The sequence below is a fragment of the Desulfolutivibrio sulfodismutans DSM 3696 genome, assembly GCF_013376455.1.
In the GTDB taxonomy this organism is placed as follows: Bacteria; Desulfobacterota; Desulfovibrionia; order Desulfovibrionales; family Desulfovibrionaceae; genus Desulfolutivibrio; species Desulfolutivibrio sulfodismutans.
Window position 1 is genome coordinate 1,372,320 of the sequence record NZ_CP045504.1, and the last position, 13,081, is coordinate 1,385,400.

A 13,081-nucleotide genomic window follows, 5' to 3' on the forward strand; every position below is an offset into this window, starting at 1 on the left:
TTTAAAAATGCAACGACATAGCATCAATCTCTCCTCAAAATACGCAACTATCCGCAAGCAATACCTGAACGTCTCAGCATGGCACAGCCTCTCTCCTCCGCAAAACATAACTCGCGTTTCCGTGGCCAAAACCGAGGGAATGCCAAAAACTGCCCTGCATGCGCTTGCGTGCCACGGAGCGCCTAGGCTGCCGCCTCCCAGCGCTGCAACTCCACCATGTTGCCCTCGGGGTCGCGGGCGTAGACGCAAAAAAGCCGCCCCACTCCGGGGATGTCGCGGTCAATGGACTCGCCCACCAGGCTTCCGCCGTGGGACAGGAAGGCCTGGGTCACGGCCGCCACGTCGTCAACGGCAAAGGCCAGATGCGCCAGCCCCGGGGTGTTGGGGGCCATGACGGGGCCTTGCGGCATGTCGTCGTAGGAGAAAATTTCAAGCGTCGGGCCGGACTCGCCATGCCCGGGCAGGCGAAGGTGCATGCCGCGCAAACGGCTGCCGGAAAGCCCGGTCAGGGCGTCCAGCCACGCCCCGGACAGGTCGCGCTCGGGCGGCACGGGCGTGCAGCCGAGCACCTGTTCATAAAAGCTGGCCAGCCTGCGCCAGTCCTTGGCGATGATGTTGGTGTGGGCGTAGCGGACGGGCATGGGGCGCTCCTTGTGTTGGGAGCGCAGGATGCGCCGAACGGATGGCGGGAGTCAAGGCGAAGGGGCGAGGGCGCGTTGCAAGGCGAAGCGGCGACCCGGACAGACAAATATCGCAGGCTTCAGCATTCCGTGGTCCTCATGTGCGGAGAGATCATTTTCCTTCCATCGCCCTCCCCCTTCGCGTCCGCCCCCCGGCGGCACGAAACACCGCCGCATCGGGAGGCCGCCCGCCCTGGCCCATGCTTTCGACGGCGGGCTGGCGTAATGATGTTGTGTCACAGCCAGGACCGGGCAGAACGGACCACGTCCGGCCCATGAACGGTCAGCATTCCGAGCAGCAGCCCGGCACGCCACGCAAAAGGCGTCTCCCCGGGGCGGGACGAACGGATCGCCCGACCGGGAAGACGCCTTTATCTTCATGCCGCTTTACGCCAACAAACCGGAAACGCTAGACGCTCTTTTTCCAGCGTTCGATGCATTCCTCAATCACCTTGTGCGCCTTTTCCGCGTCGCCAAAGCCCTGGACCTTGGTCGTGCCCGGCTTTTTGAGATCCTTGTAGTGCGAAAAATGGTGCTCGATCTTTCGTTTCCACTGCTCGCCAAGATCGGCCAGCGAGGCGATGCGGTTTCCCGTGTTCCGGTCATCGGCCGGAACGCAGATGACCTTGTGGTCCATTTCCTTGTCGTCCTCGAATTCCAGCACGCCGAGAACCCTGGCCTGCGCCGCAACCCCCACGGGCATGGGTTCGTCGGTGATGAAAAGCACATCCAGCTCGTCCCCGTCGTCGTCCAGGGTCGCCGGAATAAAGCCGTAGTTCACGGGCTTGGCGAAGATCGCCGGTTCAACCCTGTCGAGCACCATGATTTTTCTTTTTCGATCATACTCGACCTTGTGGGCCGACCCCATGGGGATCTCGATCACGACATTGATGATTGTGTCCTTGGCATACGGGGTCAAAATGGCGTTGTAGTCCATGGTCACTCCTTCAGATCGGTAACGTGTTGATTTTCATATTGATACGATCATTCCGCCCGTGCTGTTCCCAGTATATTGATTATGAACTTCAGAATCAATACCAATTATTATTCGCGATCCATTTCGCCGCTACGGAGCGGCCGGGCGGCCTACGCCTCAAAACGACGGCCTCCGCAGCCGCGCTCTACCGCCGCAGCACGTTGCGACTGCCGACGCGGCGCAAAAAAAACGGAACCGGGCGCATGCCGTCGGGATATCCCGTGACATGCGCCCGCGCATCACCGTCGTGTGATCCGCGCCGCGCGGTCTCACGCCAGAAAAATCCTCGAGTGCATCCGAATACAAATCCTCGCCCGGCTCACCGGACGCCCGCTAGTCCCAGCGCATCAGCTCCACGATGTTGCCCTCGGGGTCGCGGGCGTAGGCTGCCGACAACCGCCCCACGCCGGGAACCTCTTTCACGATGGATTTTCCCACAAGGCTGCCGCCGTTGGCCACAAAGGCCTTGACCGCCGCCTCTACATCGTCCACGGCAAAGGCCAGATGGGCCATTCCCGGGGTGTTGGCATGCATGACCGGGCCTTCGGGCATGTCCTCGTAGGTCAGGATTTCAAGCATCGGGCCGGAGTCGCCGTGGCCGGGCATGCGCAGATTGACGCCGTGCAGGCTGCATCCGGACAGGCCGACCAGGTCGTCGAGCCAGTCTCCGGAAAGGACGAGTTCGGGGGCCAAGGGCGTACAGCCCAGTGCAATTTCATAGAACCGGGCCAGGGCTTTCCAGTCTTTGGCGACAATGTTCGTGTGAGCGAACTGGGTAGGCATGACGTACTCCTTTTGTTTGGAGGAAAATGCACCCCATGGGAAGATGCGTCAATATGCCAATCGCAGAAAACGACGTGCCACGGCCCCGGCATCCATCCTCTTTCACAGCATCAGGAGGCGCGACATGAAGAACCTTTTCGTCACCCTGGCCGGGTACAACGCCTGGGCCAACTTTCTTCTCTTCGAGCATCTTTCCGGGCTGTCGGCCGAGGACTTCGCCGCGCCCCGGCCCGTGAATTTCGGCTCCCTGGCGGGCATCGCCAACCATGTGCTTTTGGCCGACCGGGCGTGGCTGTCCCGTTTTACCGGATCAGGAGGCAGCCCCACAGCCATCGACACCATCCCCTATCCCGGGTTTGCGGACCTGCTCGCCGCGCGCCGGGCCGAGGACGCCCGCATCGTGGCCTTCGCCAAGGAGCTGGACCCGGCCCGGCTGAAGGGCATCCTGCACTACCATACCATGGACGGCCGCCCCATGGCCCTGCCCATGGCGGCCATGGTGGCGCACTTTTTCAATCACCAGACGCACCACCGGGGCCAGATGCACGCTATTCTTTCCGAATGCGGCGTCCGGCCCCGGGATATCGATCTGGTGTTTTATCAGCGGCAACTGTCGGAAATGAAAGAAGCGGAAGGATGATCGCGGCGCGGCCGGGCCGCCGCAACGCGGCCCGGAGGGTCGATGTGGCGGTTACGGCCTGGGGGATTCTTTCGTCGCGGGCAGGACCAGCCTCGCCCGGGTCCAGTCCGGCAGCATGGCGGCCTCGTCCTCATCGTCCGCCACCAGCCGCTCCACATCGGCGTCCGTGGTCGCGTCGAGTCGATGCAGGTCGGTGCGGCTTTCGGCGCGCCTGGCGCGAAGCTCCTCAGCCGTGTAGTTGGCGGTTCGCCTGACGTTTTTCATGGCCCCTCCGCGTGAACGCTCAACAAATCCTCGGCAACTGCTCCCCTTCGAGCATACCGAGGAGCCGCTGCCCGCCGAGGGGCGTGGTCATCACCACCTTGCCCGGATAGTCGGCCCGCACCTCGCCGATGCGGCAGGCCCCGCGCCCCAGCGCGTCGGCCCGCATCACCGCCAGGGCCGCCTCGGCGTCGGCCTCGGGCACGATGCAGATGAATTTGCCTTCGTTGGCCAGATACAGCGGGTCAAGCCCCAAGACGGCGCAGCCCCCGGCCACGGCCGGGTCCACGGGAATGCGCGACTCCTCGATAAAGCACCCCACGCCCGACTGCCCGGCAATCTCATTGAGCGTCGTGGCCAGCCCGCCGCGCGTCGGGTCGCGAAGCACATGCACGTCCGGCACGGCGTCCAGCACCTTGCCCACCAGAAAATTGAGCGAGGCGCAGTCGCTGACCACCGGCGACTCAAAGGACAATCCCTGCCGCGTGGACAAAATCGCCAGCCCATGGTCGCCCATGCTGCCGGTCAAAAGTATCGCGTCTCCTGGCGCGGCCCGGCGCCCGCTCGGGGCCGGGCTGACCCGCACCGTTCCAATGCCCGTGGTATTGATGAATATTTTGTCCGCCGCGCCGCGCGGCACGACCTTGGTGTCCCCGGCCACGATGCGCACCCCGGCCTCACGCGCGGCGCGGCCCATGGAGACCACGACCCGCTCCAGGTCGCCCAGGTCCAGGCCCTCTTCCAGAACAAACCCGCAGGTCAGAAAAAGCGGCGTGGCCCCGAGCATGGACACATCGTTCACCGTTCCGTGCACGGACAACGCCCCGATGTCACCGCCCGGAAAAAAGATCGGGTCCACGGTGAACGTGTCCGTGCTCACCGCCAGCGGCCCGGAAATGTCCAAATATGCCGCGTCGTCCATGACGCGTAAAATCTCGTTGTCGAAATGCCGCATGAACATCTCGGCGACCAGACGCTGCGACGCCTTGCCGCCGCTGCCGTGATCCAAAAGAAGTCGTCCTGACATAGTGTGCGCCTCCGGCGGCCGGGGGGAGAAGCCCCTTTTTTGAAAAAAAGGGGCTTCTCCCCCCGGACCCCCCTCTTCACCAAAAAACTTTCATAGCGCGGCGGTACCGGGGCTTACGCCCCGATACCGCCGCGCGGCCACTCACACCATCTCCCGCTGCAAGGCGCGAAGCCCGCGCGGGGGGTCCGGGGGGACAAAAGTCCCCGCCTCCTACGCCTCCAGGCGATATTTGAAATACGCCGCGCAACCGCCTTCGGTGGACACCATGCACGGTCCCACAGGCGTGGCCGGGGTGCAGGCCTTGGCGAACAGCGGACATTCATTGGGCGGCATCTTGCCCTTGAGCACCTCGCCGCAGCGGCACCCGGGCAGCGGCGGATGGTCCTTGAGGGTGATGCCCAGCACCTTGAAGGCGTCGAATGCGGCATAGGGCTCGGCAATGGCCAGCCCGCTTTGAGGCAAAACGCCCAGGCCGCGCCACAGGGCGTCCACGGGGGTGAAGACCTCGGCCATGACCGCCAGGGCCTTTTGGTTGCCGTGTTCGGGCACCACCCGGGAATATTGGTTGATGACCGCCGGGGCGTTGTCCCGGCGCATGCGCACGATGTGGATGAGGGCCTGGAGGATGTCCAGGGGTTCGAACCCGGTGATGACCGAGGGCACGCCATATTCCGTGGCCAGGAAGGCGTAGGGGTCGACGCCGATGATGGCCGAGACGTGTCCGGGCAGGATGAAGGCGTCCACCCGGGCCTCGGGGTCGGCCAATAGCGCCCGCAGGGCCGGGGGCACGAGCTTGTGGAAGCTCATGACCAGGAAGTTGTCGAGGGACTGTTCCCGGGCCAGCCGGATGGTGGCGGCCACGGTGGGCGCGGTGGTCTCGAAGCCGATGCCCAAAAAGACGACTGTGCGGTCGGGGTTGGCCTTGGCCAGGGCCAGGGCGTCGAAGGGGGAATAGACGACCTCCACCCGGGCCCCCTCGGCCGAGGCGGTCTTGAGGTTTGCGCCTTTGGGGCCGGGCACGCGCATGAGATCGCCGAAGGTGGCCACGATGACGTCGTCACGGGCGGCCAGTTCGAGGAAGGCGGCGACTTCGGACTCGTGGGTGACGCATACCGGACAGCCCGGGCCGGTCAGGTGGGTGATGGTCCCCGGCAGAAGCGAGCGCAGGCCGCTTTGGAAGATGGCCACGGTGTGGGTGCCGCAGACCTCCATGAAGCGCATGGGGGTCGTGGCCTCTTCCGTGAGCCGCCCAAGCAGGCTGCGACACAGGGCCGGATCCTTGAAGGCGTCAAAGGAGTTCAAGGTTGAGCCCTTCCTGAAAGAGCTTGATGGTCTCCAGGGCGTCCTCGCGGTCCAGGCGGCGCAGGGCGAATCCGGCGTGGACGATGACGTAGTCGCCAATGGCCGGGGCCTCATCGATGATGTCCAGGCGGACCTGGCGCTTGACGCCGCCTATTTCCACGTCGGCGACGTTATCGGCAATGCTGATAATTTCCATGGGAACGGCAAGACACACGGCGATTTCCTCCGAGATGACGGTTCAGTGATGCGAGGGCAATGTACAAAGATAAACCCGGCAGGCCGCGGCGTAAAGCCTCTCCGGGGAAAAAAGCGGGAATACGGGCTGTTGCGGCGGTTTCGGGGTACGAACGGACGCGGCGTATGCCGACTTCAAACACGCACCCGCAGGCAGGGGCGAACGGGGCGGACCTACCAGGCCGGGGTATCCTGGCCGTGGTAATAGAATTCCACGCGCCGGTTCTTGGCCCGGGCCTCGGGTGAGGTGGGGGGCACCAGGGGTTGGCTGTCGCCGTAGCCCACGGCGCGCACCCGGGTGGGCGGGATGCCGCCTTTTTCCACGATATAACGCACGATGGCCGCCGCCCGGGCCGAAGACAACTCCCATTTGGAGGGATAGAGCCCGCCGCCCGACTCGCCGTCGTCGGCGTGGCCCCGGACCACGAGGTCAATCTTGTGGGCCTTTAGGATGTCGATGATGCCCTGGAGCATCTTGTCCGAGCCGGGCTTGAGGGTGGCCGAGTTGGGATCAAAAAGCACGGGGCTGTTGACGTTTAAGAGCACGCCCGAAGAGTCGGAACTCACGCCCGAGGTCTGGCGCAGGTTGGGGTCGTTGGCGATGATCTCCTTGATCATCAGCGCCACTTCGTAGCGCAGCTTGTTTTCCTGGGAGAGTTTGAATTCCGGCCGCCCCACCTTGGCGTCCTTGGCCATGAAGGTCGGGATCTTCTCCAGGTTGACCACCTTTTCCTTGGTGGGCGCGTTTTTGTCCTGGAAGACCAGGGCCAGCTCGTTTTTCTGTTGCGGTTTCAGCGATGCGATCAGCCACAGAAGCAGGAAAAAGGCCATCATGGCCGTCACGAAGTCGGCATAGGCCACCTTCCAACTGCCGCCGTGGTGGGCCTTGTGCCCGCCGCCGCCCTTTTTGACGATGATGATCGGGCTTGGTTCGCCCGTCTTACTTTTTGCCACGCAAGGCTCCTTCCAGATCCTCGAAGGAGGGGCGCACGTCTTCGGGCACGGCCCGGCGGCCCATTTCCACGGAAAGCATGGGGGAAAAGCCGCTTTGCATGCCTAAAAGCGCTTCCTTGGCGCAGGCCAGAAAGGCCATTTTGCCGCCCGCCTGATGTTCGACGTTGGAGGCGATGGGCCCCACGAAGCCGTAACACATGAGAATGCCCAAAAATGTGCCGACCAGGGCCGCGCCGATGCTGTGCCCCAGCACTTCGGGGGGCTCGTTGATCTTGCCCATGGTCAGGACGATGCCCAAAACGGCGGCCACGATGCCCAGGCCCGGCAGGGAGTCGGCCACCTTGTTGATGGCCGCCGGGTGAATGAGTTCGTGGTGTTCGATGGTGCTGATGTCCAGGCTCATGAGGGCGTCGAAGCGGTGGGTCTCGATGCTCTCGGAGATGAGCACCTTGACGTTGTCGCAGATGAAGTCGCGCAGGACGTGGTTGGCGGCCACGGACTTGAAGCGGCCGAAGATGGCGCTGCCGTCGGGCTTGTTGACATGCGCCTCCAGGGCCACGATGCCCTCGCGGCGGGCGATGTTCATGATCTCGTAAAGCAGGGTCAGCAGATCGAGAAAATCCGAGTTTGAGGCTTCCTTGGCGGTGAAGACGGACAAGGCCTTTTTGATGGAGCCGATGACCACGGACTTGGGTGAGGAAATGAGAAAGGAGCCCAGGGCCGCGCCGCCGATGATGAGCAGCTCGATGGGCTGGAAAAGGGTATGCATGCTGCCGCCTTCGAGCATATAGCCGCCGAAGACCGCACCAAGAACCACCACAATGCCGATTATCGCGAACATATAGATTCAGCCATCCCGAAGTCGCATCGTTACGCGAGACAAAACCGCTGGATCCCCTGCCGCACCCGGAGTCGACATGTCACAGGACCGGGGACAGGGAACACGGCGGGACCGCCCATCAACGGATTCTGCCTGGCCAAGGGACTTGGCGCAATGAAACCGCCATCGGGTTCCCCGCAAAAGAAAGCCGGAGAAATGGCTGCAACGAAGGGGAAGGCGAGACAAGATCCCCAGCCGGAGCCAGCCGACACGCGCCGCTCCATACCCAAAAAAGACCGTCCCTTTTCCCGGAGGACGGAGCTTTCCCCGCGTTCACGGCGAACGCGGACAAGCCCCTACAGACGCCTGCGATCCTATACGAAAAAAAAGTCGCGTGAAACAGAAAAAATGCCCCCGGCCACGGCCTGCCGCGTGTTCCCGGGAGGCGGCGGTTCACCCGGCGCGCGGCTGTGCCGCCGCCCCCCCGGCCGTGCCCAACCCCTCGACGCCTCCGGCCACGGCCTCCATGGCCTGGGCAAGGCTTTCCATAAGGACTCCGGCTTCCTCCAGACGGCCGCTGTCCAGGGACTCCTCCATGGCCCAGGCCATGTCGCGCACCTCCACCGCCGAGACGTTCCCGGCCGCGCCGGCCAGCTTGTGGGCCACGTCCCGGGCCTGGTCCGCCCGCCCATGGGCCATGGCCTGGCGCATCTGCCCCAGATATTCCCGGCCGCTTTTGGCGAACCCGGACAGGATGCTGCGATAGATCGCGGCCTTGCCCCCCAGACGATACAAGCCCTCGTCCACGTCGAGGCCGGGAACCCCGCGCAACCACGCCTCATCCGACAACGGCCCCTGGCCGGGACCGGGAACCGCATCCCCGGAAGGGCCGGCGTGATCCCCTGGGGCGGTCTCCTGGCGGCGCCAGTGCCCGGCCCAGGTGGCGATGACGGCGAAAAGGCGTTTCCGATCCAGAGGCTTGGTCAGATAGTCGTTCATTCCGGCGTCCAGGCAGCGCTGCCGGTCGCCAGGCAGGACATGGGCGGTCATGGCCACGATGGGCGTCTGCCCGCCCTGGGGCAGGGCGCGGATCCGCCTGGCCGCCTCATAGCCGTCCATCCCGGGCATGGAAACGTCCATAAAAATCATGTCAAAAGGTTCCCGGGCGGCCATCTCTTCGGCCTGGCGACCGTTTTCGGCCATGCTGGCGACAATGCCCGCGTCGGCGAAGATCTCCCCCGCCACCAGCCGGTTGGTGGCGTTGTCCTCGGCCAGCAAAACCCGCAGCCCCGGGAAGGACGGTTCCGGTTCCTGCGCCGGAAGCCCGGAGAGCGGCGCGTCCGGGTCGCCGTCGGACGGGGCGAGGCCCATGGCCTGGGACAGGCCGAGCGCAAGCCCGGCCAATCCCACTGGTTTCTCCAGAAAGTACCGGGCCCCGGGATAGGCGTCGAACAAGGCCTCCCGGGCCTTTCCGGTCGGCGTGAGCACAATCGTCGACGCGAAGCGGGCGAAAAGTCCGGACAATCCGTCAGCCCCGCCCGCCGACAGGTCGGCCAGCAGGACGCCGTCCACAAGGACCGCATCAAACGCGGGCCCGGCCTCGGAAATCCTGGACAACAATTCCTTCCCGGTCGCCGCCTGCTCCGTCGTGGCCCCGAAACGCCGCAGGGCCTTGTCCATGGCCACGCCCAACCCCTGATTGGCCGTGGCCACCAGGATGCGGCGGCCCTCGAACCGGGAGGCCGCCTCCCGCACGCCCGGCAGGACCGTGGAATCCTTGTCCAGGATCACGGTGACCACAAACTCGCTGCCCCGGCCGACGTCGCTTTTCACCCGCACGTCGCCGCCCATGAGCCGGGCGATATCCCTGGCGATGGACAACCCAAGCCCTGTGCCGCCGTGCTTGCGGGTCACGGAGCCGTCGGCCTGGGTGAAGGCCGCGAAGACGCTGTCCAACTTTTCCGCGGGGATTCCCGAACCCGTGTCGCGTACGCCAAGGACGATCTCCACCTGGCTGTCCATCTCCCGGGACAGGGAGGCCCGGATGGCCACCTCGCCGCGTTCGGTGAATTTGAAGGCGTTGGAGACCAGATTGACCATCACCTGGCGCAGGCGCAGGGGGTCGCCCAGAAGGGCGTCGGGCACGTCGGGATCGACTTCGAGGATCAGTTCCACGTCCCTATCGGTCATCGCCCCCCGAAACAGATCAAGCACCTCGTCCAGGACGTCCGACAACCGGAAGGCGATGCGCTCCATGGTCATTTTCCCGGCCTCGATCCGGGAAAAATCCAGGATGTCGTTGATGACCCGCAAAAGGGACCGGCTGGAGGCCCGGATGACGGAAAGGTATTGCCGCTGCCGGGGCGACAGGGGGGTTTTGAGGGTCAATTCGGCCATGCCGATGACCGCGTTCATGGGGGTTCTGATTTCGTGGCTCATGTTGGCTAGAAATTCGCCCTTGGCCTGGTTGGCGTCCTCGGCGATCTTCTTGGCCCCGGCCAGTTCCAGGGTACGGCGGTTGATCAGTTCCTCCAGGCGTTCCCCATGCAATTTGAGGGTTTGTTCATTCTGGCTGATGATGACCAGCATTTCGTTGAAGGTGTCGGACAGGCTCCCCAACTCGTCGCGGCGGTCGGCGGGAAAGCGCAGGGAATAGTCCCGGCGCTGGCTTATGCGCCTGGCCACCCGGCGCATGTGGTCCAAGGGGTCGAGGATGGCGGATTTGACGAAAAAAAAGATCAGCGCCACCAACACGATCTCCAGCAGGAAGGTGCGCAGGACGTTTGCCGCCACGGTTTCAAGCAGATCCTGCTCCATGTGCCGGGTGTGGACGAAGACGTTGAGGCTCCCCAGATTCCTGCCGTCCATCTCGATGCGCCTGGTCCGGCCGAACACCCCGTCTTCTTCCCACAGGGAATTTACCTCATGCAAGGCGCCGCCGTCGCGGCGGCTCCCGGCCAGCACGCTTTTGCCGTCCTCGTCGAGCACGATCACGGCGAACAGATTGCCGTTGGCCATCTCCGTCTCGAGGATCCGGGAGATCTCCCTGGCGTCCACGTTCCACATGGGAGACAACAGGATGTGGGAAAGCCGCTCGGTGACCCTGTCGGCCAGAAGCCGCAATTCCGCCATGCGGGCGGCCTTGACGGCATGATAGTCGTAGAGGCTGAACGCCGCCAGAACCAGGGTGAAGGCCACCACTAAAAGCAGGCTCAGCTTGACCTGGAGCCTGTCCAGGAAACGCACCGGCTCACCTTCCCTCCCGGCCCGCCCCCCCGGCGGCGGCGTGTCGCCTGCGGCCTTCACGCCACCTCCTCCACGTCCAGGGCATTGAAGCAGGCGGGGGGGATGAGTTCCTGATGCACCGCAAAGCGGGCCTTTTTGCGGGCTTCGTCGGCGTCCTTGGCCTCGACCTCCACCCGCCCCGCGACCTCCCGCTCGATCTTGGTGCGATAGGCGACCTCGAAGGTTCCGCCGTCCGGGCCGGGCACGATGGACAGGGGCTCGAAATAAAAAACGGGTTCATCGCCCGGGGCGTCGGGATGCAGCCTGGCCTGGGCCGCAAACATGGCCCGGCCCTTGCTTTCGGCGCTCACGACCTCCACGCCCTCCCGGTCCTCCAACATTTTTGTCTCATAGCGCACGGCAAAACGCTTCACTTTTGTCACTCCTTGTCGGCAGGACGCGCGCACCGGAATACGGACGCCGTCTTTGCGTTTTTCGCGTGGAGTTGCTAGGGTCATGCCCACGCGGGTTGCGGCGGGAAACACCCCGCCCCCTCGAAACAGTCACCCCGATGCCTGAAAAACCATTCTCCGACGCCCACTCCGGGACTTCCCCGGAGTCCCGTCCCGAGGCCATGTCCGGGGCATATGCGCCCGTTGTCTCCTTCGTGCCCACCACGGCCCAGTGTCTGGCCCTGTGGGACGCCTACGACATGCTGCCCAACATCCGGTCCCACAGCCTGACCGTGGCCTGCATCGCCGAGACCCTGGCCCGGTCGGCGGCGGCGGCGGGACTTCCCGTGGACGTGGACGCCGTGCGGGCCGCAGCCCTTTTGCACGATCTGGCCAAGACCTACACCATCCGCCACGGCGGCAACCACAGCCAGCTCGGCGGGGCCTGGGTCCAGGAATTGACGGGAAATCCGGCCCTGGCCCAGGGGGTCATCCACCATGTCCACTGGCCGTTTTCCGTGGACATCAGGGCCCATTTCCTGCCCCTGATCATTATTTACAGCGACAAGCGGGTCAAGCACAACCGGGTGGTGAGCCTGACCGAACGATTCGAGGATCTGCTGCACCGGTATGGGGCCACACCAGACATTCGTCAACGCATCGGCCGCTCCTTCGCCCAGGCCCGGGAGATCGAGGACGCGCTGATACAAACCCTGGGATTTCAAACTGATGCGGATATTGCTCATTGCCGGGGGCTGGTCGAGTGAACGTGAGGTGGCGTTGTCCGGGGCGCAAAAAATCCGGCAATCCCTCCTAAACCTCGGACACGAGGTGCGTTTTCTGGACCCGGCCGAGGCCTTCGACGACATCGCCGCCGCTGCGGCCGAGGCGGATTTCGCCTTCATCAACCTGCATGGCGCGCCCGGCGAGGACGGCCTCATCCAGGCCATGCTCGACGCCGTGCGCCTTCCCTATCAGGGAAGCGGGCCGGCCGGGTCGTTTCTGGCCCTGTCCAAGGCCGCCGCAAAGCAGATCTACCGGGCCCGGGGCCTGGCCACCCTGCCCTGGGAATTTCTGCCCGCGCCGCCCGACCCCACATTTTCCCCGCGTTTCGAACCGCCCTATTTCGTCAAGCCCAACCTGGGCGGCTCCAGCGTCCATGCCGGACCGGCCGCCGACCGCCAAGCCCTTTTCGCGGCCCTGGCCCCCATTTTCCGCAGCGGCGACGCGGCCATCGTGGAACCCGCCGTCACCGGCATGGAACTGACCTGCGCCGTGCTCGGGGAGACGCCCCTGCCGCCCATCCTCATCCGGCCCAAATCGGGCAGCGGCTTTTTCGACTACACCGCCAAATACGCCCCGGACGGCGCCGACGAACTCTGTCCGGCCCCCGTGTCCCCGGAACTGATCCACCGCCTGGAGGAAACCGCCCTGGCCGCCCACCGGGCCCTGGGGCTTACCGGCTACAGCCGCTCGGATTTCATCCTGTCCGGAACCGACCTTTTCCTTTTGGAAACGAACACCCTGCCGGGCATGACCCCCACCAGCCTCTTGCCTCGGGCGGCGGCGGCGGCAGGGATGTCCTTCGAGGATCTGCTGGCCCGGCTTATCGAACTGGGCATGGCCCGGGGCCGCCACGGCCATGAGCACAGCGTTTCCTGACCTTGCTCGGCGTATTGCAAAAAATTTTGCATTTCCGGAGTGTCGCCCAGTCATCGTAGCGCCCC

General features: G+C 64.5%; 14 protein-coding genes. 3 read left to right on the forward strand and 11 right to left on the reverse strand.

All coding sequences use genetic code 11. From position 1 onward, the window contains the following. Positions 1-182: 182 nt before the first annotated feature. The 3 genes from GD606_RS06585 to GD606_RS06595 form a co-directional block, all read right to left on the reverse strand. On the reverse strand, positions 183-641 hold the full coding sequence (locus tag GD606_RS06585; RefSeq protein ID WP_163302901.1) for a VOC family protein: 459 nt from the start codon (positions 639-641) through the stop codon (positions 183-185). Positions 642-1,089: 448 nt separating this feature from the next. Further along, positions 1,090-1,617, reverse strand: coding sequence for an inorganic diphosphatase (locus GD606_RS06590; protein WP_163302902.1), 528 nt, complete (start codon positions 1,615-1,617; stop codon positions 1,090-1,092). Between the two features lie 372 nt (positions 1,618-1,989). After that, complete coding sequence (locus tag GD606_RS06595) at positions 1,990-2,439, reverse strand: VOC family protein (protein WP_163302903.1); 450 nt, start codon at positions 2,437-2,439, stop codon at positions 1,990-1,992. Positions 2,440-2,563: 124 nt separating this feature from the next. Here GD606_RS06595 and GD606_RS06600 point away from each other — a divergent pair, with 124 nt between their 5' ends. Further along, on the forward strand, positions 2,564-3,079 hold the full coding sequence (locus GD606_RS06600) for a DinB family protein (protein ID WP_163302904.1): 516 nt from the start codon (positions 2,564-2,566) through the stop codon (positions 3,077-3,079). 51 nt (positions 3,080-3,130) lie between these two features. On the opposite strand, the gene GD606_RS06605 is transcribed toward GD606_RS06600, so the two are convergent. The 8 genes from GD606_RS06605 to GD606_RS06640 form a co-directional block, all read right to left on the reverse strand. Further along, on the reverse strand, positions 3,131-3,343 hold the full coding sequence (locus GD606_RS06605) for a hypothetical protein (RefSeq protein WP_163302905.1): 213 nt from the start codon (positions 3,341-3,343) through the stop codon (positions 3,131-3,133). 19 nt (positions 3,344-3,362) lie between these two features. Next, complete coding sequence (hypE, locus tag GD606_RS06610; RefSeq protein WP_163302906.1) at positions 3,363-4,367, reverse strand: hydrogenase expression/formation protein HypE; 1,005 nt, start codon at positions 4,365-4,367, stop codon at positions 3,363-3,365. A gap of 210 nt (positions 4,368-4,577) precedes the next feature. Next, entirely contained in the window at positions 4,578-5,669 is a 1,092-nt protein-coding gene (gene hypD, locus GD606_RS06615) for a hydrogenase formation protein HypD (protein ID WP_163303895.1), read from the reverse strand. Next, positions 5,656-5,883 carry a HypC/HybG/HupF family hydrogenase formation chaperone gene (locus GD606_RS06620; RefSeq protein ID WP_163303894.1) on the reverse strand — a complete coding sequence of 76 codons (228 nt, stop codon included), beginning with the start codon at positions 5,881-5,883 and terminating at the stop codon, positions 5,656-5,658. The genes hypD and GD606_RS06620 overlap by 14 nt, the downstream gene beginning before the upstream one ends. Positions 5,884-6,077: 194 nt before the next feature. Further along, on the reverse strand, positions 6,078-6,857 hold the full coding sequence (locus GD606_RS06625) for an OmpA/MotB family protein (RefSeq protein WP_163303893.1): 780 nt from the start codon (positions 6,855-6,857) through the stop codon (positions 6,078-6,080). Next, positions 6,844-7,698 carry a flagellar motor stator protein MotA gene (gene motA, locus GD606_RS06630; protein ID WP_163303892.1) on the reverse strand — a complete coding sequence of 285 codons (855 nt, stop codon included), beginning with the start codon at positions 7,696-7,698 and terminating at the stop codon, positions 6,844-6,846. The genes GD606_RS06625 and motA overlap by 14 nt, the downstream gene beginning before the upstream one ends. 432 nt (positions 7,699-8,130) lie before the next feature. Next, a complete protein-coding gene (locus GD606_RS06635; RefSeq protein WP_176629244.1) occupies positions 8,131-10,983 on the reverse strand; it encodes a hybrid sensor histidine kinase/response regulator in 2,853 nt (950 codons plus the stop codon). Then, the gene (locus tag GD606_RS06640) at positions 10,980-11,336 is read right to left on the reverse strand and encodes a hypothetical protein (RefSeq protein WP_163302583.1); all 357 of its coding nucleotides are present in this window, start codon (positions 11,334-11,336) and stop codon (positions 10,980-10,982) included. Before GD606_RS06640 ends, GD606_RS06635 begins: the two co-directional genes overlap by 4 nt. 137 nt (positions 11,337-11,473) lie before the next feature. Between GD606_RS06640 and GD606_RS06645 the strand changes: the two genes are divergently transcribed. Together GD606_RS06645 and GD606_RS06650 are read left to right on the forward strand one after the other, a co-directional pair. Next, on the forward strand, positions 11,474-12,121 hold the full coding sequence (locus GD606_RS06645; protein WP_163302582.1) for an HDIG domain-containing metalloprotein: 648 nt from the start codon (positions 11,474-11,476) through the stop codon (positions 12,119-12,121). Continuing rightward, positions 12,084-13,016, forward strand: a complete 933-nt coding sequence (locus GD606_RS06650; protein WP_163302581.1) for a D-alanine--D-alanine ligase family protein — start codon at positions 12,084-12,086, stop codon at positions 13,014-13,016. Before GD606_RS06645 ends, GD606_RS06650 begins: the two co-directional genes overlap by 38 nt. The last annotated feature ends 65 nt before the right edge of the window (positions 13,017-13,081 follow it).

Bases quoted from the DNA above. Each gene is read 5' to 3' on its own strand.
- GD606_RS06585 (WP_163302901.1), bottom strand. From the start codon at position 641: ATGCCCGTCCGCTACGCCCACACCAACATCATCGCCAAGGACTGGCGC.
- GD606_RS06590 (WP_163302902.1), bottom strand. From the start codon at position 1,617: ATGGACTACAACGCCATTTTGACCCCGTATGCCAAGGACACAATCATC.
- GD606_RS06595 (WP_163302903.1), bottom strand. From the start codon at position 2,439: ATGCCTACCCAGTTCGCTCACACGAACATTGTCGCCAAAGACTGGAAA.
- GD606_RS06600 (WP_163302904.1), top strand. From the start codon at position 2,564: ATGAAGAACCTTTTCGTCACCCTGGCCGGGTACAACGCCTGGGCCAAC.
- GD606_RS06605 (WP_163302905.1), bottom strand. From the start codon at position 3,343: ATGAAAAACGTCAGGCGAACCGCCAACTACACGGCTGAGGAGCTTCGC.
- hypE (WP_163302906.1), bottom strand. From the start codon at position 4,367: ATGTCAGGACGACTTCTTTTGGATCACGGCAGCGGCGGCAAGGCGTCG.
- motA (WP_163303892.1), bottom strand. From the start codon at position 7,698: ATGTTCGCGATAATCGGCATTGTGGTGGTTCTTGGTGCGGTCTTCGGC.
- GD606_RS06645 (WP_163302582.1), top strand. From the start codon at position 11,474: ATGCCTGAAAAACCATTCTCCGACGCCCACTCCGGGACTTCCCCGGAG.
- GD606_RS06650 (WP_163302581.1), top strand. From the start codon at position 12,084: ATGCGGATATTGCTCATTGCCGGGGGCTGGTCGAGTGAACGTGAGGTG.